The following is a 22,144-nucleotide window of genomic DNA, read 5'->3' as shown; positions in this document are numbered from 1 at the left end:
GATATCCGCGCGAAGGCGCGCCAAGGAGGCCCGGTCGGGCGAGGTAAGGGTTACCTTACCTCACTCATTTCCGCGGTCCGGTACTGAATGCACTGAAGGAGACTGTCGTGTCGGCGAACAGCTTCGACGCCCGAGCCTCGCTGCAGGTGGGCGACGAGTCGTACGAGATCTTCAGGCTGGACAAGGTCGAGGGCTCTGCTCGCCTTCCCTACAGCCTCAAGGTCCTTCTGGAGAACCTGCTCCGCACCGAGGACGGCGCGAACATCACCGCCGACCACATCCGTGCGCTCGGCGGCTGGGACTCCCAGGCCCAGCCCTCCCAGGAGATCCAGTTCACGCCGGCCCGCGTGATCATGCAGGACTTCACCGGCGTGCCCTGCGTCGTGGACCTCGCCACCATGCGTGAGGCCGTGAAGGAGCTCGGCGGCGACCCGGCGAAGATCAACCCGCTGGCCCCGGCCGAGCTGGTCATCGACCACTCCGTCATCGCCGACAAGTTCGGCACGAAGGACGCCTTCGGTCAGAACGTCGAGCTGGAGTACGGCCGCAACAAGGAGCGCTACCAGTTCCTGCGCTGGGGTCAGACCGCGTTCGACGACTTCAAGGTCGTCCCCCCGGGCACCGGCATCGTGCACCAGGTCAACATCGAGAAGCTGGCCCGTACGGTCATGGTCCGCAATGGCCAGGCCTACCCCGACACCCTCGTCGGCACGGACTCGCACACCACGATGGTCAACGGCCTGGGTGTCCTGGGCTGGGGCGTCGGCGGCATCGAGGCCGAGGCCGCGATGCTCGGCCAGCCGGTCTCCATGCTCATCCCGCGTGTCGTCGGCTTCAAGCTGACCGGCGAGCTGCCGGCCGGCACCACCGCCACCGACCTGGTCCTCACGATCACCGAGATGCTGCGCAAGCACGGCGTCGTCGGCAAGTTCGTCGAGTTCTACGGCGAGGGCGTCGCCGCCACCTCGCTCGCGAACCGCGCCACCATCGGCAACATGTCGCCGGAGTTCGGCTCCACCGCCGCGATCTTCCCGATCGACGACGAGACGCTGAACTACCTGCGTCTGACCGGCCGTGACGCCCAGCAGGTCGCGCTCGTCGAGGCCTACGCCAAGGAGCAGGGCCTCTGGCTGGACCCGGCCGCCGAGCCCGACTTCTCCGAGAAGCTGGAGCTCGACCTCTCCACGGTCGTCCCGTCGATCGCCGGTCCGAAGCGCCCGCAGGACCGCATCGTCCTCGCGAACGCCGCCGAGCAGTTCAAGACGGACGTGCGCAACTACGTGGCGGACGACGAGGAGGCGGGCAAGGAGTCCTTCCCCGCGTCCGACGCCCCGGCCGCCACGAACGGCGTTCCGTCGAACCCGGTCACCGTGACCGCCCCCGACGGCTCGACGTACGAGCTGGACCACGGCGCCGTCACCGTCGCCGCGATCACCTCCTGCACCAACACCTCGAACCCGTACGTGATGGTGGCCGCCGCCCTCGTCGCGAAGAAGGCGGTCGAGAAGGGCCTGACCCGCAAGCCGTGGGTCAAGACCACGCTCGCCCCGGGCTCGAAGGTCGTCACCGACTACTTCGACAAGTCGGGTCTCACCCCGTACCTCGACAAGGTCGGCTTCAACCTCGTCGGCTACGGCTGCACCACCTGCATCGGCAACTCGGGCCCGCTGCCCGAGGAGGTTTCGAAGGCCGTCAACGACCACGACCTGGCCGTGACGTCCGTCCTCTCCGGCAACCGGAACTTCGAGGGCCGCATCAACCCCGACGTCAAGATGAACTACCTGGCGTCCCCGCCGCTGGTCGTCGCGTACGCCATCGCCGGTTCGATGAAGGTCAACATCACCAAGGACGCCCTCGGCGTCGACCAGGACGGCAAGCCCGTCTACCTGGCCGACATCTGGCCGACGGAGGCCGAGGTCAACGACGTCGTCGCCAACTCCATCGGCGAGGACATGTTCAACAAGTCCTACCAGGACGTCTTCGCGGGCGACGCCCAGTGGCAGGCCCTCTCGGTCCCCACCGGCAACACCTTCGAGTGGGACAGCGAGTCGACCTACGTCCGCAAGCCCCCGTACTTCGAGGGCATGGAGATGCAGCCGGCCCCGGTCGAGGACATCTCCGGCGCCCGCGTCCTGGCCAAGCTGGGCGACTCGGTCACCACCGACCACATCTCCCCGGCCGGTGCGATCAAGGCCGACACCCCGGCCGGCAAGTACCTGTCGGAGCACGGCGTCGAGCGCCGCGACTTCAACTCGTACGGCTCGCGCCGCGGCAACCACGAGATCATGATCCGTGGCACGTTCGCCAACATCCGTCTGCGCAACCAGATCGCGCCGGGCACCGAGGGCGGCTACACCCGCGACTTCACGCAGCCCGACGCCCCGGTGTCGTTCATCTACGACGCCTCGCAGAACTACCAGGCGCAGGGCACCCCGCTCGTCATCCTGGGCGGCAAGGAGTACGGCTCCGGTTCGTCCCGTGACTGGGCCGCCAAGGGCACCGCGCTCCTCGGCGTCAAGGCCGTCATCACCGAGTCGTACGAGCGCATCCACCGCTCGAACCTCATCGGCATGGGCGTCCTGCCGCTCCAGTTCCCGGAGGGCCAGTCGGCCGAGACACTGGGCCTGACCGGCGAGGAGACCTTCTCGATCTCCGGCGTGACCGAGCTCAACAACGGCACCACGCCGTCGACGGTGAAGGTCACGACCGACACCGGTGTCGAGTTCGACGCGGTCGTCCGCATCGACACCCCCGGTGAGGCGGACTACTACCGCAACGGCGGCATCCTTCAGTACGTGCTGCGCAGCCTGATCAGCGAGTAAGCAGGTCGGCCGCAAGGCAGTCGAGGGCCGCATCCCCTGGTTCGGGGGTGCGGCCCTCCGCCCGTTCTAGGAGGCGTCCGGGCCCTGCGCCCGCACCCGCCGCACCTGTTCGAGGGACTCGCTCAGCTCGCTCAGCCAGTCGTCGGCATGGCGCTGCACGAGCCGCACGCACCACCCGAGCGCGTCGCTTCGGCTCCGCGCCACGCCCCCGGCGACCAGCGTGTCGAGCACCTGCCGCTCCGGCTGCCGAAGGCGGGTCATCACCGGGGCGGACACGTGCGTGAACAGAGCCTGCTCGGTGCCGCAGCGCACGCCCCACGACACCTTCTTGCGGAAGCGGTGCTCGGCTTCGCGTGCGACGCCGACGCGGTCCTCTCGCGTGCGCTCGCGGAATTCCTGGATACGGCCCTCGACGGCGGCGGACCGCTCCGCGTCGGAGGCGTCCTCGGCGAGGGGCGGCTCGGCGACGGGCCCGACGACGGTGATCTCCTCGCGGTCCACGGTGATGTCGACGGGCCCGTCGAAGAGCCCGTCGGGCAGACGGCCGGCGAACCAGCCGCGCAACTTCTCGTGCTGTTCGGCTGTAAGCATGTAATCAACGTTGCACCAAGGGGAGTTGGCGGCAACCCCCGGCGCCCGTCAGGATGCGCGCGGTCGCTCCGCGGGCAGCGGGGCGAGCTTCGGCCAGCGGGTGAGCATGGTGGCGCGCAGGTCCGCGGCGAGCCGCCCGAGCGCCGGGAGCCCGTCGCTGTCGGCCACGATCCCCAGCCGGTGCGCGAGGCGCTGCCGGGCCGTCGCGGTGCCCCACTCCCAGTCGCCGGCCGCCACGCGGGCCAGGTGGTCGACGGTGCCGCGCTCCGCCCTCGGCACCAGCGCGTCGCCGCGCAGCAGCCATCCGGCGCACGCGTCCGTGACCTCGCCCCGCACCTCGGTGCCGGTGGCCTCCCGCCACGCCGCCCGGTACGCGGCCTCCGCCTCGGCGAGTTCTTCCGGGGGCGGGGACGTGGAGCACCAGCAGGTCGGGAAGCCGATCCGGAGATAGGCGAGTTCGACGAGGCCGTCGCCGAGTGCGGCCTGCTCGAAGTCGATGAACCGTATGCCGTCGGCGCCGTGCAGATCGTTGCCGGGACACGGGTCGCCGTGCAGCAGCGCCCGGTTGGCGGCCCCCGCGAGGCGGCCCACCAGGGCCTCCAACTCCGTTCGTACGCCGCCGGGTTCGGGTACGCCGAGCGTGGCGGCGAGCCGGAGGAACGCGTCGACGTCGTCGCCGGTCGGCCCCGCCCACACCGGCAGGGCGCGGGTCTCGGCCTCCGTGGCGGTGTGCCCCGCCGCGTGCAGCCGCGCGAGCGTCGCCGCGTAGTCGACCCGCCAGTCCGGGCCGGGGTGCCGGTGCTCCACGTACTCCAGGACGAGTACGCGTTCGTCCGGGTCGGTGTCGAGGAGGCGCGGGACGACGGGCGGGTCCACGGTGGCGGCGAGCCGCAGGGCGGCCACCTCGCGGGCGTACCGGTCGGCGGCCTCCGGGGCGTCGACCAGTTGCTTGACCATCACCGGGGCGCCGCGGAACTCGGCGCGCCAGAGCCGCGACCGGGGACCTTCCAGCTCCCGGACCCGCCGGACGGAGTCAAGGCCGAACGGCTTCAGCCTCGACCGCCGTCGAGGAACGCGGTCCACGCCTCGGGCGCGACGGTGAAGTGCGGGCCGCCGTCGGCGTTCTTGGAGTCACGGACGTGGACGGCGGTGGGTTCAGTGGCGACCTCGACGCAGGCGCCACCTTCGCTGCTGCTGTAGCTCGACTTGAACCAGGTAAGTGCGGTGCTCATGGCTCTCCTAGGAGGCGATCCAGAAGGCCCTTGGTGGCTTTCGGGGTGAGGGCCTGAGATCGCAGCATCGCATACTTGCACGCCAGGATGGACACCTCGTCGGCGTCGGAAACCCACTGGCTGCCGCGCTGCGACTCGGTGTAGGCGAGGTGCTGGTGTTCCGGTGTCTCCAGGAGGATGAACGGGCCCGCATCTCCGGAGTTCTCCGGCGCGTCCAACGGCAGCACCTGGAACGACAAGCCAGGCAGGTCCGCGCACTCGCGCAGAGACCTCAACTGCTGCGAACGCACCAGCGGTTCGGCGAACGCCATCTTCAGCGCTGGCTCCCACACCACGAAGCTCATCGTCGGCGGAACCTTGCGGTGAAGGATCACCTGGCGGTCCACACGGGCCGCCGTCTTCGCCTCGACCTCGTCCTCGCTGTACGCGGGCACGCGCTGCCCCAGCAGCGTCCGGGCGTATTCGGCGGTCTGGAGGATGCCGGGCACGACCAGCGCGTCGTACCACGACAGGGCGATGGCCTCCCGCTCGTGCTGGATGTACGACTCCGCCCACAACGGAAACTGGTCCACCTCCGGCATCGCCGCGACGGCCGTCGCCAGCGCCCCCTTGGTGTCCAGGAGTTGGTCCATCGACGCCGCCAGCTTCGGCACCAGTGGGCGCCGGGCCTGCTCGATCGCCGCGATCGTCGACTCGGCCACTATCAGCCGATCCGCGAGCGCCGCCTGGGTGTAACCGGCGGCCTTCCGGAAGAGGGCGACGAGGTCGGCGACCAGCCTCATCGCCGACGGATTCCTCGGCGGATGTTGCGCAGGGCTCATGACGGGCAATCTCCCCGCCCCCGTTCCTTCTTGACCCCACTCGGACCCCGACAAAAAATCTGTCGGGGTCGGCTCACTGTCGCCAGTCAATCACTCTCCGCGACATTCCACTCGTGAACCACGAACCCCGCGAGCGCTTCTTCCGCCGCGAACGTCAAACCGTCCCCGCCGCCCGGGAGTTCGCCCGCGCCGCGCTCGCCGACTGGGGCGTGGGCGCCGACCGGGCGCACGACATCACGCTGTGTGTCAGCGAACTCGCCACGAACGCCCTGCTGCACGGCGTCCCGCCCGGCCGCGGCTACCTTCTGCGCCTGCTCCCCGCCGAGGAGGCGCTCCGCGTCGAGGTCCACGACAGCGGCAACGGTGTGCCGCGCGTGGTGCGGCCCGACGACGGTGGCCGCGGACTGATCCTCGTACAAGCGCTCGCGGACGCGTGGGGCGTGGGGGAGCGGGACCCCGGCAAGATCGTGTGGTGCGAGTTCGGGCACCTGTCGCTCCGGCCTCGTACACGTATGGTGGAGGACACGTGGGCGACGGGGGTGAGCGGTGGAACTGGGCGCAATGGGGCTGAAGCTCGCGTCCTCGGTGGTGGTGCCGCTGCTGAAGCGGTTCGTGCTGCCGCCGGCGAAGGCGGCGGGCGCCGAGTTCCCCGGTGAAAAACCCATCCGCGTACGGTCGTTGCTCTCCTTCGTGGGCGATCACCCCGCTCTCAGCCGCGACGACATGCACCGGCTCTCGCGGGAGCTGGTGCGCCGCGCCGTGCGGGCCGCGCCGCCGCGCGAGGCCAGGCTGCCGGACGACGAGCACGACGCGGTGGGTCAGGCCCTGACCCGTACGCTCTTCGCGCTCGGTCAACTCGACATGAACGACGTCGACCTGGTGCTGCTCGGGCCCGAGGAGCTGGCCGCCACGCTGTCCAGCGCGGCGGAGCGGGACATCAAGGGGCTGCTCACCGCGGACGCGGCCCGCTTCCACGACGCGCTGCTCGTCACCGCCTGCGTGCACCTCGTGCGGTTCTTCACCGAGCGGCCCGGCTTCGAGGCCCGCGCCCAGCTGTCGAACTCCCGGCAACTCCGCGAACAGAAGGAGCAGTTGGACCGCGTGGTGCGGATCATTACCGGCGAGGACCACCAGGCCGCCGACCTCCGCTTCGAAGAGGCGTACGCCGACTATGTCGTCAAACGGCACGGGCGGCTCACCATCTACGGCGTCGACCTGCGCGACCCCGCGGGCCCCGAATGGCCGCTCGACGACGCCTACTTGAGCCCCACCGCCGTACCGCTCGCGGCGGCCGAGGAGGAGGACGGCGACTATGAGACCGTGCCCGAGGAGAGCGTCGAGACCGCGCTCGCCGGGCGCGGCAAGATCGTGCTGCACGGCCTCGCCGGGACCGGCAAGACGACGCTCGTGCAGTGGCTCGCCCTGACCACCGCACGGCAGGAGGCCGTGCCCGTCGCGCTCCCGCAGCTGATCGGGCGGGTCCCGTTCGTGCTGCCGCTGCGCACCCTCGCCCGGCAGGGGGCCGAACTGCCCATGCCGGAGCAGTTCCTGGAGTGGATGCGCTGCGGACTCAGCGGCAGCGAACCCGACGGCTGGGCCGTCCGCGTCCTCCAGAACGGCCGCGCGGTGCTGCTTGTCGACGGTCTCGACGAGATCCCCAAGGCGGACCGGCGCCGCGCCCGCCAGTGGCTGCGCGACCTCGTGAACGACTTCCCGGGCAACCTCTGGCTGTGCACCACCCGGCCGTCCGCCCTTGAGCCGGGCTGGCTGCGCAGCGAGGGCTTCTACGAGCTGAGCCTCAACCCGCTCAGCCCCGCCGACCTGCGCCGCTTCATCGAGCGGTGGCACATCGCGGCGGACGCGCCCGAACGGCTCGCCGAGGAGCTCGTCGAATCCCTGCGCTCCAACCCCGAACTGAGTCGCCTCGCCACCAACCCCCTGATGTGCAGTCTCATCTGCGCCCTGCACCGCGAACGCCGGGGCTTCCTGCCGAACGGCCGGGCCTCCCTCTACCGGGCGGCCCTGTCCATGCTCCTGGAGCGGCGCGACGTGGAGCGGGACCTGTACGGGCGGGGCGACGACCGGCCCCGGCTCGACGAGGAGTCCGCGACCGAGCCGCTCAAGCGCCTGGCGTACCGGCTGATCCGCAACGACGACACGCAGATGGAACGCGACGACGCCATCCATGAGCTGCGCAGACTCCAGCCGCAGGTGCCGAGCCTGGAACGGCTGGGCGGACCCGAGCACGCCCTTGAGTACCTGCTGGAGCGCTCCGGGCTGCTCCGCGAGCCCGCGCCGGGCACCGTGGACTTCATTCATCGTACGTTTCAGGACTACCTGGGTGCCAAGGCTGTTCTTGAGGACCGTGACTTCGGCATGCTGGTGAAACACGCTCACATGGACCAGTGGGAGGACGTGGTGCAGATGGCCGTCGCGCAAGCCGATCACAACGGGCGGGCCGACCTGCTGATGCGCCTGAGCGACCGCGGAAAGCGCGAGAAGGACGTGACCGTCCAGGCCAGGATCCGCCTCCTGGCGCTCGCCTCCCTCGAACAGGCCACCCGGCTGGAACCCGTCGTACGTCAGACCATCGAGGCCGAGGCCGCGAGCATGCTCCCGCCGCGCAGCCTGCGCCAGGCCCGCGTCCTCGCGCGCACCGGACCGCTGCTCCTCGGGCTGCTCCCGAGGGCCGACGAGCTGGACGGGGACGCCGAGCTGGCGACCGCGCACGCCATCTGCCAGATCGGCGGCGACGCGGCCATCCCGCGGCTGCGCGAGTTCCTCACCACCTCGCAGTCCACCGTGCGCGCCCAGCTCCTCGGCCACTGGGACCGCTTCGACACTGAGACGTACGCCCGCGAGATCATCGCCCCGCTCCTCGAACGCGCGCCCGGCGAACCCGTCACCGTCCGCTCCCGCGCCGAACTCGACGCCCTGTCCCGGCTGCCCGGCTGCGAGCGCGTCGGCATCCACGGCGACTTCGACCCCGATGCCGTCCGCGCCGCCCTGTCCCCCGAGCACCTGCGCGAACTGCGGCTGCGCGGCGCGCTGGGGATCGACGACCTCTCCCTGCTGCACGACTTCCAGCACCTGGAGAGCCTCACCCTCCAGGGCTGCCGCAACGTCAAGGACCCGGAACCGCTCACGGGCCTGCCCCGGTTGCGCAGCCTCGTCCTGGAGAACGTGCCGCAGTTCGAACCGCTGGAGCAGCTCGACCAGTGCGCGCGGCTCGAAACCCTGCACATCGGCGCGGGCGTCCCCTGGCGCGGCGTCGGCGAACTGCCCAGGCCCGGCCGGCTCAGGATGCTGTCGCTGCCGCCCGGCACCTCTGACCTCTCCGAGATCACCCGGTGCGTGGCCCTGGAGGAACTGCACCTCCAGGACGCGAGCAGCCGGCTGCTCCCCGACGGCTGGGGCGGGCTGCTCGGCCGCCTGCCCGCGCTGCGCACGCTCTGCCTGTCCGCCGAGCAGCTCAGCACGCTCCTGTTCAACCCGGCCAGCCAGATCCCGCAACTGACCAAACTCTTCGTCTACGCCCAGCAGGGCACCCCGCTGCAACTGCGGCGCATGTCCCGTCGCCTGCAAGGACTCGAGGAGCTGCATGTGACGCAGGGCGGCGACATCGACCTCTCCCCGCTCAAGGGCATCACGTCGCTGCGCCGGGTCCGGATCGCCTACCCGGGCGGCGTCGTCCAGGGCGCCGAAGAGCTGCCCGAGGGTGCCGAGCTGGAGATTTATCCGCAACCGTGAAGAGGTCCGCGGCCTTGCGGACCATCTGGCAAGAGATCGGCGCCACCGGTAAGTTCTGGGGTTCACAAAGAAGTTGACGATCCCTAGGGAAGCAGGACAGCCGAAGATGGCCCGGCCCAAGGCGCCCTTTCTGTACGGGCGCGAACCCCTGGTGGGATCGCTCGTTCCCTCGCTCACCGGGCTTGCGTTCCACGAACGCGCCCGCGCCAAGCGGGAATTCGGGTCCGACGTGCCCGTCGTGCTGCTCACCGGCGAGCACGGTACCGGACGCAGCGCCCTCCTCGACGCCCTCGCCCGCGGCTACCGGGGCCGCCTCCCGCTCGCCCACGTGCGTGCCGTCGTGCCGGGCTCACCTGCCGCATCCGGCCTCGCCGAGGAGGTCCCCGAGGGCAGCGTGCCGCCGCAGACCGCCGCGTCGCCCGCCGAGATCCTGGAACGCCTCGTGTGCGCGCTCACCCCCGCGTACGGCACCTTCCGCACGCTGATGCCCGCCCTGTTCGCGGTGTCGGGCTGGCACCTGGGGCAGACCGACGAGCGCGACGAGGTGTGCCGCAGGCACGCCCGGATGCTCATCGCGAGCGGACTCGCGCGCGGCACCGAGCGGGAGGTCGCCCGCGACTGGGCCACCCAGGTCGAGACCTCGCTCAGCGAGGCCGCCGCCCGCAACGGCGACCCCGACGACCCGGACGGGACACAGCCCGTCACCGCCGCCGTGCTGCGCCAGCTCGCCGCCAGGATGCCGCTCACCGCCTCCCGCGCCTGGTTCCGGCAGCGGCACACCACGCCCGACGGCACCATCGCGCAGGAGGACCCGCTGTGGCTGCTGTCCCGCCGCTTCCACCGCGGCGGCGACTACCTGCACGCCGCCGAACAGGCCCTGACCGCCGCCTTCCTGGAGGAGACGGCCCACGCGCACGGCCTGGTGCGCCGGCTCAACCGTGAGCCCTGGCCGCTGATCCTGCTCGACGACGCGCACACCCCGGCGGGCGCCCGGTTCCTCGAACTCCTCCTGGAGCAGCGGTCCCTGGGGAACCGCAAGTACGACGACCGGATCGTGGTCGTCGCCACCCGGCTCGGCGACCTGCCGCGCGAGGACGCGCCGCACGCCGTGCGCCGGGAACTCGTCGACCTGCTGCCGCCCGGCGGCGTCAGACGCCCCGGACACGCCGCCACCCTGTGGAAGCGGACCGGGCACGAGCCGTCCGAGGGCCTCCTCGTCCTCCCGCTCACCCCGCTGACCAGGGACGACATCCTGTCCATGCTCGACAGGGCGTCCTCGCGGCTGCTCCACCCGCACCTCGCCTCCGCGCTGCACGCGCTCACCGGCGGCCACCCCTCGGCCAGCACCGTCCTCGCCGACGCCGCCGTCGAGACCGCCCGGCAGAACCGCACCGTCGTCCCGCGCGACCTCCTGGACCTGCGCGTCGAGGGCGGCCGCGCCGTCACCGAGGTGCTGCTGCGGGACCTGCTGCCCGACCGCAGGCAGCGCGACCGCCTCGTCAAGCTCTGCCTCGCCAGGGACTCCAAGGCGGCCGAGGCGCTCGCCCAGGACCTCGGCCTGGTCGGCCCCGAGCAACTGCCCGCCACGGCCGCCGCGCAGTACCTCGTCGAGCGCAAGTGGCAGGAACTCCCGGACGCCGAGAGCCCGCTGGTCACCAGCGGGCTGCTGCGCACCCTCCTCGTCCACGAGGCACGGCGCACCCTGCCGCAGGGCGACGAGCCGCACAGCTGGCGCTCCATCCATGCCTTCCTGCACCTGCACCACGTCCAGCGCGCCGAGACCGAGGAGGCCGACGCCCTGCGCCACAACCTCGCCGCCGGAAACCCCCGGCAGGTCGTCGCGATGCTCGCCGACGAGTTCGACGCCGAGGAGGCCGAGCAGAGCGTCGAGCACTGGCTGCTGTGCCTCAAGCGGTGCGCGAGCGCGCCCGTGCCGCCTGCCGACGAGAGCTGGCGCGACCAGCGCGTCGAGATCGCGGACGGCGAGCACGCCGCCCGCTACGCGGACCTCGACCCCTCGGGCCGCAGCATCAACCGCCTGCTGCACGCCCTGTGGTACCTCTCCGAGCCGTACGCCGACGCAGCGCTCGACCCGGACGCCGACCGGATGTGCCGTGCGGTGGGGGAGGAGCTCGGCTTCCTCGCACGACGCCACCCGACCTGGTACGCGGCCCTCGGGCAGGCGGCCCGCGACTGGCCGACGGCCGCCCGCAAGAGGCAGGAACTGCCGGTCCCCGCAAGCACCAACTCCGTGGAGGGAGGCTGATGTTCGGCAGCAGGATCAGGGAGTGGGGGCCGCTGGACTGGTGCGTCGCGGTGCTGGTCGTCCTCGCGCTCGTCGCGGGCGGGATCTACGGCGGCTCGAAGCTGCTGCGCAGATGCGACGACGGGCTGAGCGACATCGACGGCCAGTGCATCGGCGTGACCACGCAGTCCTTCGAGGCGGACCCCGACATCGGCTCGCTCCTCGACGCCATCGCCGACGAGAACGACCAGGTCGCCTCCGAAAGCGGCACCCCGTACGTCCGCGTCGCCCTGATGATGGCCTTCACCTCGGGGGACAAGAGCGCGATGACCGGCGACATGATCCGCCGCGCGCTCGCCGGCTCCCTCGCCGCGCTCAAGGAGGCGAACGCGGGGTCGGGCGGCCCGCAGGTCCAGCTGATGCTCGCCCCGATCGGCCAGCAGCTCGACCAATGGGAGCCGGTGGTACGGCAGTTGGGCGACCTGGCCGCCGACGGGAAGCACCCTCTCGTCGGCGTCACCGGCATCCCCAGCAGCCAGACGGACACCAAGGACGCGCTCCGCGACCTGACCGCACGCAAGATCCCCACGGTGGGGCCCGTGATCAATGCCTCGTCGATGAACTTCGACTACTTCTTCAAGACCTCGCCGGACGACAAGGAATTCGCGAACGCCCTGAAGCACTACCTCGACGCCTACCCGCAGGGGAAGAAGAAGGGGCTGCTGCTCCTCGACCGGCACACCGGTGACGTGTATGCGAAGGATCTGACGACGACCCTCGAGCAGCGCTTCGGCAAGGGCTACGGCCTCACCACCAGCTCGTCCCTCTTCACCGGTTCCTCCGGCAGCGACGAGGGCGAGCCGGGCATCTTCGTCGACGCGGTCAACAAGATCTGTAGCGAGGGCACCGACACGGTCTTCTTCGCAGGCCGCGACCAGGACCTCCCGGGATTCATCGACGCCCTCTCCGACGCGGGAAGCTGCGAGCGCGAGGGACCGCTGCGCATCATGAAGACCGGCATCGGCCTGGAGCCCACCCTCACCAGGCCGGAAGTGAAGCGCGACCTGGACAAGGCGCACGCCACGATCGTCGACGCGGCCTCCTTCGACCCGCGCTGGGAGAAGCAGGGCTCCACGGACCGCCCCGCGGGCGTCGACGACTTCCTCGACCAGTTCAACAAGCTCAGGACCGCCCATACCCTCGGCGAGAAGCCCCTGGCGGACGGCTATGCCGCCTCGTACTACGACGGCCTGCGGCTGCTCACCGAGGCGACGAAGCGGACCTTCGCCGAGATGAACCAGGGCAAGAACACCGAGCTGCTCCCGACCCGGCAGGAGCTCTACACGACGCTGTCGCAGTCCACCGTCAACAGCGCGGGCATGCTCCAGGGGGCCACGGGGACGTACGGCTTCGCCGGCCAGGGCACCCACAACCGGTGGTCGACGTGCAAGCCGGTCCCGGTCGTCGAGTTCCCCGCCAAGCCCCACGACCGCAAGCTGCCGCTGTACCGCACGTACGACAGCGGGGACTGTCCCGGGTGACGTGCCGCGCGCGGCACGTCACCCGGGACCGGGTCAGGACAGCAGTTCCACCTCCGCCACCGTCGCCGCGCCGCCGGTGAACACCAGCCGGTAGTGCTTGTGCGCCGCCGGGGACGGTACGGAGAACGCCCGCGTCTGCTTGTCCCAGGCGAAGGACTCGCCGGAGCGTTCGTCGACGGTCTTCCAGTCCTTGCCGTCGTCCGAGGCCTCAAGGCGCCAGCCCTTCGGCGCCTTCGCCTTGTCCTCGGACGTCAGCGTGTACTGGATCGCCTTCGCGCCGTCCGCCCCGACTGGCAGCTCCACCGACTCCGTACTCGCGGACGTCGCCGAGGAGTTGTCGAAGAGCGCGCCCGTTCCCGTGATCGCGTCGGAGCGCGGCGCGGGCACCTTGTCGTCGTTCGTGATGGACGTCGGCGCGGCTCCCGCGCCCGTGCCCCACTTCGACGGCTTGTCGCCCATCGCGAACTCGATGACGCCGCCCTTGGCGATGGCCGAGTGCGGCAGCGACGTCTTGTTCCACGTCTTGCCGTTGACCTTCACGCCCTGCACGTAGATGTTCTTCGCGCTGTTCTTCGGCGCCTTGACGACGAGGTCCTTGCCCCCGTCCAGATGCAGCGTCATCTTCGTGAACTGCGGTGAGCCGATGGCGTATTCGCCGCTGCCCATGACCAGCGGGTAGAAGCCCAGCGAGGAGAACAGGTACCAGGCCGACTGCTCGCCGTTGTCCTCGTCGCCGTGGTAGCCCTGCCCGATCTCGCTGCCGGTGTAGAGCCGCGACATGACCTCGCGGACCTTCTCCTGCGTCTTCCACGGCTGACCCGCCGCGTCGTACATGTACGTGACGTGGTGTGCGACCTGGTTCGAGTGCCCGTACATGCCCATCCGCACATCGCGCGCCTCGGTCATCTCGTGGATGACGCCGCCGTACGAGCCCGCGACATCGGCGGAACCGGTCTCCGGAGTGTCGAAGTACGTGTCGAGCTTCTTGGCGAGTCCGCCCCGGCCGCCGTACAGATTGGCGAGGCCGCGGCTGTCCTGGACGGCGGTGAAGGCGTAGCCCCAGGCGTTGGTCTCGGTGTAGTCGTAGCCCCAGATCGCCGGGTCGAAGTCGGCCGACTTCACGCGCCAGTCGCCATTCTTGTCCTTGCCCTGGAAGAAGCCGGGGCTCGAACTCCCGCCTGCCGCCTTGTCGTCGAACATGTTGACGTAGTCACGGGCGCGGTTCAGGAAGTACTCGGACTCCTCCTTGTAGTGCTTCTCGCCGGTCTTCTTGTAGAGCTTCTGTCCCATCTCGGCGATGCCGTAGTCGTTGAGGTAGCCCTCAAGGGCCCACGACATGCCCTCGTGCGTGTCCGACGACGTGTAGCCGAGGAACGGGGACGTCTCCATGCCCTTGCGGCCGACACCCGCCGAAGGCGCCACCACGGTCGCGTTCTTCACGGCTGCCTTGTACGCCGACTCGACGTCGAAGTCGTCGACGCCCTTCACGTACGCGTCCGCGAATGCCACGTCGGACGAGGTGCCGGTCATCAGGTCCGCGTAGCCGGGCGAGGACCAGCGGGAGGTCCAGCCGCCGTCCCGGTACTGCTGCACGAAACCGTCGACCAGCTCACCCGCCTTCTTCGGCGTCAGCAGCGAGTAGGCGGGCCACGTCGTGCGATACGTGTCCCAGAAGCCGTTGTTCACGTACGGCTTGCCCTCGACGATCTTCGCCCCGGTGTGGGTCGGGGTGTCGGGGCCCGGCATCGGCGAGAACGGAGAGGCGTACTTGTACGTCGCCTTCCCCGCGCCGCCCTGCGAACGGACCTTCTCGAAGGCCGAGTTGGGGTACAGGTACAGCCGGTACAGCGAGGAGTAGAGGCTGGTGCGCTGGTCCTCCGTCGCGCCCTCGACCTCGACCTTCTTCATCAGCGTGTCCCACTGGGCACGCGCGGCGTCGCGTACGGCGGAGAACGAGCGGTTCGCCGGAAGCTCCTGCGCCAGGTTGTCCTTCGCCTGATCGATGCTGATGAGGGACGTGGCCAGGCGCAGCGTCACCGTGCGGTCCTTGCCCGCGTCGAACGTGAAGTGCCCCTTCACGCCCGCCGATTCGGCGTCCTTCACCGGCTTGTCGAAGGTCCCGTAGACGAACAGCCGGGTGGCACCCGCCGACAGGCCCGACTTCACGTCCGAGTAGCCGGTGACGACCCCGTTCTCCTTGTCGAGCGTGAGACCGCCCTGGTCGGAGACGTTGTCGAAGACCACGCTCGCGTCGTCGTCCGGGTAGCTGAAGCGCAGCGCCGCCGCATGGTCGGTCGGCGTCATCTCGGCCTTCACGCCGTTCTGGAACTTCACGCCGTAGTACGAGGGCGTCGCCGTCTCGTCGTCGTGCTTGAACGGCAGCGCGCGCCCCGAGCGCGAGGTGTCCAGCGCGTCGCCCGCCTTCGCCGAAGGCATCACCTGGAACGTCTGCCGGTCACCCATCCACGGACTCGGCTCATGGCTCGCCGAGAACGCCTCAAGGGTGGGCAGGTTGTCCGCGTTGTTGTCGCGCGCGTAGTCGTACAGCCAGCTCAGCGAGCCCGCGTTGGTGACCGGCGTCCAGAAGTTGAAGCCGTGCGGGACGGCCGTCGCCGGGAAGGTGTTGCCGCGCGAGAAGCCGCCCGTGGAGTTCGTGCCCCGGGTCGTCGACGCGTAGTCGCTCAAGTGCGCCTTGGGCTTGGCGGGTCGGGCCTTCGCGATGCTGATGTCGTCGAGCCAGCCGCGGAACTTCGTCGGCCCCTTGGGGGAGTCGTACGCGACGAGGACCCGGTCGACCGTCTTGCCGGCCGCGACGGACCCGATCCCGGACTTCACGGCGTTCCACTGGTTCACGTAGAGACGCTTGGCCGCGCCCTGCCCCTGTGGCGTGAGCAGCCCGCCGTAGGAGTCGACGGCCTTGAGGTCGCTCAGGTACGTGCCGTCGGTGAAGGCGAGGTCCACGGAGACGTTCGTGGCGTCGTAGTCGCGGTCGCCGTCCGCCATCGACGGGAAGATCTTGTACGCCAGCTCGGTGTCCTTGGCCACCGCCACGTCGACGTCGAAGACCTTGTTGTACGAGTAGGCGTGTCCTTCGCCCTTGTGGCTGCCCGCGTAGCGCAGCGCGCGCGTCCCGGTGAAGCCGACGCCCGCCTTGGCGGTCGGCGAGGCCGTCGGTCCGCGGTCCACGAGCGAGAGCATGTCCTCGGGGGCCGGGGTGGAGGCATCGCCCGTCGAGAGCTGGAGGTCGGCGAGCTGCGTGGCGTCGCTCGCACCGTTGTTCTTCGTGAACTCGACGCGGAAGTGGGCGTACTCCGCCGGGCTCTGGATGTCGTACGACTTCAGCTGCTGACGCTTGTCGAACGTCTCGCCGGAGCGGGAGTCGAGCGTCTTCCACTCCTTGCCGTCGGCCGACCCCTTCAGGGTCCAGTCCTTCGGGTCCCGCTCGTCGTGGTCGTTGGCCGACGTGAGCGCGTACTTGGAGATCTTGACCGGCTCGTCGAGGTCGAACTCGACCCAGGCGGTCGGCGTGAACGCCAGCCACTTCGTCGTCGGCTCGCCGTCGACGAGGTTCTCCTTGGTCTCACCGCCACCCTGGTTCTCGTCGCTGGCCCGGACGTCGGTGACATGGCCGTTCACATTGCCCGGCATGCCACTGCTGTACGCGCCGTCGACGCCGCTCGCCCGCTTCTTCCCGTCGGCGTCGGTGTCGACCGTGTTCAGCCAGTCGGGGGCGGGCTGACCGGCCTCGAAGGAGGAGCGGAACTCCGGCTTTCCCCCGGCGGCGTGGGCGGTGGTGGCAGGGGTGAGTCCCTGGCCCGCCGCCGTGAGCACGAGTACGGCCGCGCCCAGCGCGGCCGTACCACCGAGTCTGTGTCTGGATCTGCCTCGCATAAAGGGGCTCACCCTCCCGCTGCTGGACAACGTTGTCAGTTGCTGAGCAGAGTCCAGTAGGGGCTCAAGTGCCCGGTGGTGTCAAGGGTGTTGAACCCTTTCCGCGCTTCGGGCGGGGCGGGCGGGCCCGACACGCCGCGTGCGCCCCGCTCGACGGGCTGTGATCGCCCGGCCGGTCGGTCGAATCGCCGATGTACAGTGGCAAATCTTGGCAAAAGAACCTAAAAGGTCTGATTTATGGACCTTGCTTTGACGGCCCCAGGAGGCCTCGTGCGCGCTCCCGCGTTCCCCGCGTGGTCCACCGCGATCTGTCCCGGCCTCGTCGCCGCGGTCGGTGTCGCGGCGCTCGACGTGGTGCTCGGCGCTGAGGTCGGGCTGCTGCCCCTGTTCGCGGTCTGCCCCGCGCTCACCGCCTGCTGCGCCCCGGCCCGCAAGGTGATCACCTGCGGCTTCGTCGCGCTGCTGCTGTGTGCGGCCGTGGCCGCGTACGACGACCTGCTCTTCACGCGGCGCGGCGTGGTGGCCCTCATCAGCGTGGCCGCGGTGACCGCCGCCTCCGCCGTCGCCGCGCACGCGCGCGTGCAGCACGAGCGGCGGGCGACCCGGCACCGGCTGATCTCCGAGTTCGTGCAGAGCGTGATCCTCGCGCCGGTGCCGCAGGACACCGCCCCCGCCCGGATCGCCGCCTCCTACGTCTCCGCCACCGAGGACGCCCGGATCGGCGGCGACTTCTACGAGGTGGTCCCGGCGCACGACGGTCGCGTCCGCGCCGTCATCGGCGACGTACAGGGCAAGGGGCTCGGTGCGGTGCGCACGGCCACCGTCATGCTCAGCGCCTTTCGCATGAGCGCACACGACTCCGACGACCTGGACGAGGTCGCGGCCAAGATGTCCGGGGCGCTGGGTCGCAGGGGTGTCGACGAGCAGTTCGTCACCGCGGTCCTCGCCGAACTCGACCGGGCGGGGCGGCTGACGCTGCTCTCGTTCGGGCACCCGCCGCCGCTCGTCGTACGGGCCGACGGCAGCCATGAGCTGGCCCATCCGCCGTGCCCCGCCCTGCCGTTCGGGCTCGACTGGCTGGGGTCCGATCCGCCGGAGCCGAGCCGCGTCGACCTCGCGGACGGCGACCGGGTGCTGCTCTACACCGACGGGCTCGCCGAGGCCCGCGACGCGGAGGACGCCTTCTATCCGCTCGTCCAGCGCGTTTCCTTGCTGCGCGGCGATTCCCTCGACGACTGCCTCGTGCGGTTGCGCGGAGATGTGCAGATGCACACGGACTCCGGCGTCGACGACGATTCCGCTCTGCTGCTCATGGAATACAACGCGGTATCGGAGTAAGCGGCCCGCGCGGTTCCGCTACGTCGCCGCACTACACCCTTTGTAGACAAGGAAGTTGGAAAGATCGGTTCGTCGCTCGTGCGACGTATTTCCGGGAGGTCTCAACTCGGAAAAGACCGATACCCAAACCTGCATTCGATCTTGCCCCCCTCACAGGGAGTGGACTATACCTGTCGCCACCGCCCCGGCCTGTTCTCGATCCGGGCGGGCACCACCCAGCTCCACCTGCGTTACGCAGCACATCACCGCGGTGCCGGGGAGGATCCGGTTCACCGCCTGAGTCCTGGAGAAGGCGAGGACTTGAGCATGGGATCCACCTCGGGACAGGCCTTTTCCGACATCGCTCAGCTGATCACCATCGGTGATGCAGCAAACCGGTAGAGATCCAATCGATCAGTGAGGATGCAGAGATGACCATTCGTGCCGGCTCTCTCGACAGGCGGACGCTCCTGCGCGGGGCGATCGCGACCGCAGCCATGGGTTCATTCGCCGTTGCGTGCGGCTCCCCTTCCAGCGACGACAGCAACGACGGCGGCGCGAAGAACAAGGGCAGCGAAAAGAACCCGTTCGGTGTCGCCAAGAACTCCAAGGTCGAGGCGGCCATCTTCGACGGCGGTTACGGGACCGACTACGTCGAGTACGTCAACAAGGTCATCGGTACTCAGATAGCCGGCACGAAGGTCCAGGTCAAGCCGGTCGTCGACATTGCTCCGGAGCTCCAGCCGCGGTTCGTCGGCGGCAACCCGCCGGACCTCATCGACAACTCCGGTGAGGACCAGATCGGGTTCCTCGGCATTCTCGACCAACTGGAGGAGCTCGACGACCTCTTCGAGGCCAAGACCTACGAAGGCAAGAAGATCGCCGACATCGTCTACCCCGGCGTCAAGGACCCCGGGACGTACAACGACAAGTTCGTCGCGCTGCGCTACGTGATGACGGTGTACGGCGTCTGGTACTCGAAGACGCTGTTCGAGGAGAACAACTGGACCCCGCCGAAGACCTGGGACGAGGCGCTCGACCTCGGCCAGAAGGCGAAGAAGAAGGGCAAGTACCTCTTCGTCCACGGCAAGGAAGCCGCCACGTACTACCAGACGATGCTGTTCGCTTCGTCGATCAAGGAGGGCGGCGACGAGGTCCGGCTCGCCCTGGGGAACCTGGAGAAGAACGCCTGGTCCCACCCGGCCATCCAGGGTGTCCTCAAGGTCATGGAGACCATGATCAAGGAGAAGATGTTCGTCCCCGGTGGCTCCGGCACCCAGTTCCAGAAGGCGCAGGCGATCTGGAGCAACGATCAGAAGGCGCTGCTCTACCCGTCCGGTGGCTGGATCGAGAACGAGATGAAGGACGCCACCAAGAAGGACTTCCAGATGACCGGCTTCCCGGAGATGACGCTCACGGACAAGCCGAAGCTGCCCTACGAGACGCTGCACGCGGCCTCGGGCGAGCCGTTCATCGTGCCCAAGCAGGGCAAGAACCCGGCCGGCGGCAAGGAAGTCCTGCGGGCGATGCTGTCCGCCAAGGCGGCCGCCAACTTCTCGAAGACGAAGCTGGCCCCGACGGTCGTCAAGGGCACCGTGCCCGCCGACGGCTTCGGATCGTCGGCGTTGGTCTCCCAGACGAAGTTGCTCGACGCCGCGGGCGACAACATCTACGACATGCGCAGGTTCGTCGAGGCCTACGGCATGAACACCGACCAGTTGGTGCCGTGGAACTCGTTCCTCTCCGGAGACCTCGACCGCGCGGGCCTGACGAAGGCTCTGCAAAAGATCTCCGACAAGGTCCGGGACGACGACTCCGTCGACAAGATCAAGATCAAGTAAGACGGCCATGAGTGAAACGATCTCCAAATCCGCAGCCGCGAGCGACCGGCCCGCGCCGGCCGCTCGCGGCGGGCGTCCCCGACGCCGCAAGCTCACGTTCGACCGGGTGACGTTCTTCCTCGCGTTCCTCGGCCTCCCGCTGGCCGTCTTCGTGCTCTTCGTCCTGTACCCGTTCGCCCAGGCGATCTTCTGGGGCATGACGAACTGGCGTGGTTTCAGCCCGGATTACGACTTCGTCGGGCTCGACAACTTCGTCAAGATCTTCCAGGACGACATCTTCCTGAAGGCGTTGACCAACGTCGCGCTGCTGGCCGCCTTCGTACCGTTGATCACGCTGACGCTCGCCCTCGGGGTCGCGGTGGCCATCACCCTCGGCGGGCCCAGCATCGGCCCCGTGAGGGGGATCGGGTCCGCCTCCTTCTACCGGATCGTCTCGTTCTTCCCCTACGTCGTGCCGGCGATCATCGTCGGCCTGATCTGGGCCCAGATGTTCGACCCGAACGCCGGTCTGGTCAACGGCATCCTCACCTCGCTCGGCCTCGACGGCTTCAAGGAATTCGCCTGGCTGGGCGAGACCTCGACCGCGATGCCGGCCCTGATGTTCGTCTTCGTCTGGGGGCTCGTCGGGTTCTACGCAGTGCTCTTCATCGCCGCGATCAAGGGAGTCCCCGCCGAGCTGTACGAGGCGGCCAGGATCGACGGGGCCGGCCGGTTCCGGATGACGATCGCGGTCACGCTGCCCGCGATCCGGGACAGCGTGCAGACGGCGTACATCTACCTGGGCATCGCCGCGCTCGACGCGTTCGTCTACGTACAGGCGATGTTGCCGAACGGCGGCCCGAACAACTCGACCCTGACGATCAGTCAGCGGCTGTACCACATGGCCTTCACCAAGCAGCAGTTCGGCGTCGCCACCGCGATGGGCGTCGTCCTCGCCGTCGTCACCCTCGTGTTCGCGGCGCTCGTGTTCACCGTCAACCGCCTGACCGGCGGCGGCGAGAACGAGGGCAAAGCGAAAATGCGTGGACTGAAGGCCCGGCGTTCCGGAGCCAAGGGAGGTGCCCTGTGAGCGCCGTAGCCGCCGACCGCAAGGTGACGAGCGACCGGAAGCTGACGAGAGCGGTCGTGAGCAGCGACCGCAGGTTCGCGGTGCTCTCGCACGGCTTGCTGATCCTGTGGTCCGTGATCGTGATCGTGCCCATGCTGTGGGTGGTCCTGTCGTCGTTCAAGTCGACCGGCGAGATCCTGTCGTCACCGTTCGATCTGCCGACGCACTGGCGGGTCGAGAACTATGTGAACGCGTGGACCGACGCGAACATCGGGAAGTTCTTCCTGAACTCGGTGATCGTCGTGGTCTCCGCACTGGTCCTGGTGATGTTGCTGGGCTCGATGTGTGCCTACATTCTGGCCCGGTTCGAATTCCCGGGACGCCGGGCGATCTATTACCTGATGCTGGCCGGGCTGACCTTCCCGGTCTTCCTGGCGATCGTGCCCCTGTTCTTCCAGCTCCAGAACTTCGGGCTGCTGAACACCCGGCCGGGACTGATCCTCACCTACGTCGCGTTCGCGCTGCCGTTCACGGTGTTCTTCCTCTACTCGTTCTTCCGGTCGCTGCCGCACGACGTGTACGAGGCCGCGCTGATCGACGGAGCCGGGGACTGGCGGGCGTTCTTCCAGGTGATGCTGCCGATGGCCACTCCGGGCATGGCCGCGGTGGCGATCTTCAACTTCCTGGGGCTGTGGAATCAGTTCCTGCTGCCGGTGGCGCTCAACACCGACCAGGACAAGTGGGTGCTGACCCAGGGGATGGCCGCCTACGCCTCTTCGCAGGTGTACGACATCGACTACGGCGCGCTGTTCGCGGCGATCGTGGTCACGGTCGTGCCTGTACTGGTCGTATACATCATCTTCCAGCGCCGGATCGCGGGATCGGTGTCGCAGGGCACCTTCCGCTGAGGTTCATCCGTCGCGCGACAGGGGTCGGGCCCCGGAGAGACCGCTCTCCGGGGCCCGACCCCTGCGGGCGTCGGGAAGAACCGATCTCCGTCAAGGGCTTGACGCCGGAGACACCTTCAGCGGAGCTTGGAGTTCAT

13 protein-coding genes and 1 pseudogene are annotated in these 22,144 nt (G+C 69.3%); 9 read left to right on the top strand and 5 right to left on the bottom strand.

Annotated elements, in window-relative coordinates; translation table 11 throughout:
* The first annotated feature begins 107 nt into the window (after positions 1 to 107).
* A complete protein-coding gene (gene acnA / locus ACNYS0_RS11390; protein WP_422410709.1) occupies positions 108 to 2,822 on the top strand; it encodes an aconitate hydratase AcnA in 2,715 nt (904 codons plus the stop codon).
* Positions 2,823 to 2,888: 66 nt separating this feature from the next.
* On the opposite strand, the gene ACNYS0_RS11385 is transcribed toward acnA, so the two are convergent.
* The 4 genes from ACNYS0_RS11385 to ACNYS0_RS11370 form a co-directional block, all read right to left on the bottom strand.
* Positions 2,889 to 3,413 carry a hypothetical protein gene (locus ACNYS0_RS11385; RefSeq protein ID WP_422472924.1) on the bottom strand — a complete coding sequence of 175 codons (525 nt, stop codon included), beginning with the start codon at positions 3,411 to 3,413 and terminating at the stop codon, positions 2,889 to 2,891.
* A gap of 48 nt (positions 3,414 to 3,461) precedes the next feature.
* Positions 3,462 to 4,370 carry a phosphotransferase gene (locus ACNYS0_RS11380; RefSeq protein ID WP_422472922.1) on the bottom strand — a complete coding sequence of 303 codons (909 nt, stop codon included), beginning with the start codon at positions 4,368 to 4,370 and terminating at the stop codon, positions 3,462 to 3,464.
* 92 nt (positions 4,371 to 4,462) lie between these two features.
* Positions 4,463 to 4,645 (bottom strand): DUF397 domain-containing protein, encoded by a 183-nt coding sequence (locus ACNYS0_RS11375; protein ID WP_422472920.1) that lies wholly within the window; start codon positions 4,643 to 4,645, stop codon positions 4,463 to 4,465.
* The gene (locus ACNYS0_RS11370) at positions 4,642 to 5,427 is read right to left on the bottom strand and encodes a helix-turn-helix domain-containing protein (RefSeq protein WP_422472918.1); all 786 of its coding nucleotides are present in this window, start codon (positions 5,425 to 5,427) and stop codon (positions 4,642 to 4,644) included. Before ACNYS0_RS11370 ends, ACNYS0_RS11375 begins: the two co-directional genes overlap by 4 nt.
* Before the next feature lie 143 nt (positions 5,428 to 5,570).
* On the opposite strand from ACNYS0_RS11370, the pseudogene ACNYS0_RS11365 reads away from it, so the two are divergent.
* The 4 genes and pseudogenes from ACNYS0_RS11365 to ACNYS0_RS11350 form a co-directional block, all read left to right on the top strand.
* A pseudogene (locus ACNYS0_RS11365) lies at positions 5,571 to 5,948 on the top strand (ATP-binding protein); the annotation flags it as partial.
* A 79-nt stretch (positions 5,949 to 6,027) separates the two neighbouring features.
* Positions 6,028 to 9,216 (top strand): NACHT domain-containing protein, encoded by a 3,189-nt coding sequence (locus ACNYS0_RS11360; protein ID WP_422472916.1) that lies wholly within the window; start codon positions 6,028 to 6,030, stop codon positions 9,214 to 9,216.
* A 106-nt stretch (positions 9,217 to 9,322) separates the two neighbouring features.
* Positions 9,323 to 11,482 (top strand): ATP-binding protein, encoded by a 2,160-nt coding sequence (locus ACNYS0_RS11355; protein ID WP_422472914.1) that lies wholly within the window; start codon positions 9,323 to 9,325, stop codon positions 11,480 to 11,482.
* The gene (locus ACNYS0_RS11350) at positions 11,482 to 13,002 is read left to right on the top strand and encodes an ABC transporter substrate-binding protein (protein WP_422472912.1); all 1,521 of its coding nucleotides are present in this window, start codon (positions 11,482 to 11,484) and stop codon (positions 13,000 to 13,002) included. Before ACNYS0_RS11355 ends, ACNYS0_RS11350 begins: the two co-directional genes overlap by 1 nt.
* Before the next feature lie 33 nt (positions 13,003 to 13,035).
* Here the strand turns inward: ACNYS0_RS11350 and ACNYS0_RS11345 are convergent, their stop codons facing one another.
* A complete protein-coding gene (locus ACNYS0_RS11345; RefSeq protein ID WP_422472910.1) occupies positions 13,036 to 16,893 on the bottom strand; it encodes a GH92 family glycosyl hydrolase in 3,858 nt (1,285 codons plus the stop codon).
* A 270-nt stretch (positions 16,894 to 17,163) separates the two neighbouring features.
* On the opposite strand from ACNYS0_RS11345, the gene ACNYS0_RS11340 reads away from it, so the two are divergent.
* The 4 genes from ACNYS0_RS11340 to ACNYS0_RS11325 all read left to right on the top strand — a co-directional run bounded on the left by ACNYS0_RS11340 (position 17,164) and on the right by ACNYS0_RS11325 (position 22,007).
* Positions 17,164 to 18,231 carry a PP2C family protein-serine/threonine phosphatase gene (locus tag ACNYS0_RS11340; RefSeq protein ID WP_422472909.1) on the top strand — a complete coding sequence of 356 codons (1,068 nt, stop codon included), beginning with the start codon at positions 17,164 to 17,166 and terminating at the stop codon, positions 18,229 to 18,231.
* 410 nt (positions 18,232 to 18,641) lie between these two features.
* Positions 18,642 to 20,051 carry an N-acetylglucosamine/diacetylchitobiose ABC transporter substrate-binding protein gene (gene ngcE / locus ACNYS0_RS11335; protein ID WP_422472907.1) on the top strand — a complete coding sequence of 470 codons (1,410 nt, stop codon included), beginning with the start codon at positions 18,642 to 18,644 and terminating at the stop codon, positions 20,049 to 20,051.
* A gap of 7 nt (positions 20,052 to 20,058) precedes the next feature.
* Positions 20,059 to 21,120 (top strand): carbohydrate ABC transporter permease, encoded by a 1,062-nt coding sequence (locus tag ACNYS0_RS11330; RefSeq protein ID WP_422472905.1) that lies wholly within the window; start codon positions 20,059 to 20,061, stop codon positions 21,118 to 21,120.
* The gene (locus tag ACNYS0_RS11325) at positions 21,117 to 22,007 is read left to right on the top strand and encodes a carbohydrate ABC transporter permease (RefSeq protein ID WP_422472903.1); all 891 of its coding nucleotides are present in this window, start codon (positions 21,117 to 21,119) and stop codon (positions 22,005 to 22,007) included. The genes ACNYS0_RS11330 and ACNYS0_RS11325 overlap by 4 nt, the downstream gene beginning before the upstream one ends.
* Positions 22,008 to 22,144 lie beyond the last annotated feature (137 nt).

Source organism: Streptomyces anthophorae (assembly GCF_049310305.1).
Taxonomy (GTDB): domain Bacteria; phylum Actinomycetota; class Actinomycetes; order Streptomycetales; family Streptomycetaceae; genus Streptomyces.
Note: the sequence above shows the minus strand (reverse complement) of the source record. Positions and strands in the feature narration are given on the sequence as shown.

Excerpts from the sequence above, each read along its gene's own strand:
- ngcE (WP_422472907.1), top strand. The coding sequence starts at position 18,642 with ATGACCATTCGTGCCGGCTCTCTCGACAGGCGGACGCTCCTGCGCGGG.
- ACNYS0_RS11350 (WP_422472912.1), top strand. The coding sequence starts at position 11,482 with ATGTTCGGCAGCAGGATCAGGGAGTGGGGGCCGCTGGACTGGTGCGTC.
- ACNYS0_RS11345 (WP_422472910.1), bottom strand. The coding sequence starts at position 16,893 with ATGCGAGGCAGATCCAGACACAGACTCGGTGGTACGGCCGCGCTGGGC.
- ACNYS0_RS11370 (WP_422472918.1), bottom strand. The coding sequence starts at position 5,427 with ATGAGGCTGGTCGCCGACCTCGTCGCCCTCTTCCGGAAGGCCGCCGGT.
- ACNYS0_RS11330 (WP_422472905.1), top strand. The coding sequence starts at position 20,059 with ATGAGTGAAACGATCTCCAAATCCGCAGCCGCGAGCGACCGGCCCGCG.
- ACNYS0_RS11380 (WP_422472922.1), bottom strand. The coding sequence starts at position 4,370 with ATGGTCAAGCAACTGGTCGACGCCCCGGAGGCCGCCGACCGGTACGCC.
- ACNYS0_RS11355 (WP_422472914.1), top strand. The coding sequence starts at position 9,323 with ATGGCCCGGCCCAAGGCGCCCTTTCTGTACGGGCGCGAACCCCTGGTG.
- ACNYS0_RS11375 (WP_422472920.1), bottom strand. The coding sequence starts at position 4,645 with ATGAGCACCGCACTTACCTGGTTCAAGTCGAGCTACAGCAGCAGCGAA.
- ACNYS0_RS11385 (WP_422472924.1), bottom strand. The coding sequence starts at position 3,413 with ATGCTTACAGCCGAACAGCACGAGAAGTTGCGCGGCTGGTTCGCCGGC.
- ACNYS0_RS11360 (WP_422472916.1), top strand. The coding sequence starts at position 6,028 with ATGGGGCTGAAGCTCGCGTCCTCGGTGGTGGTGCCGCTGCTGAAGCGG.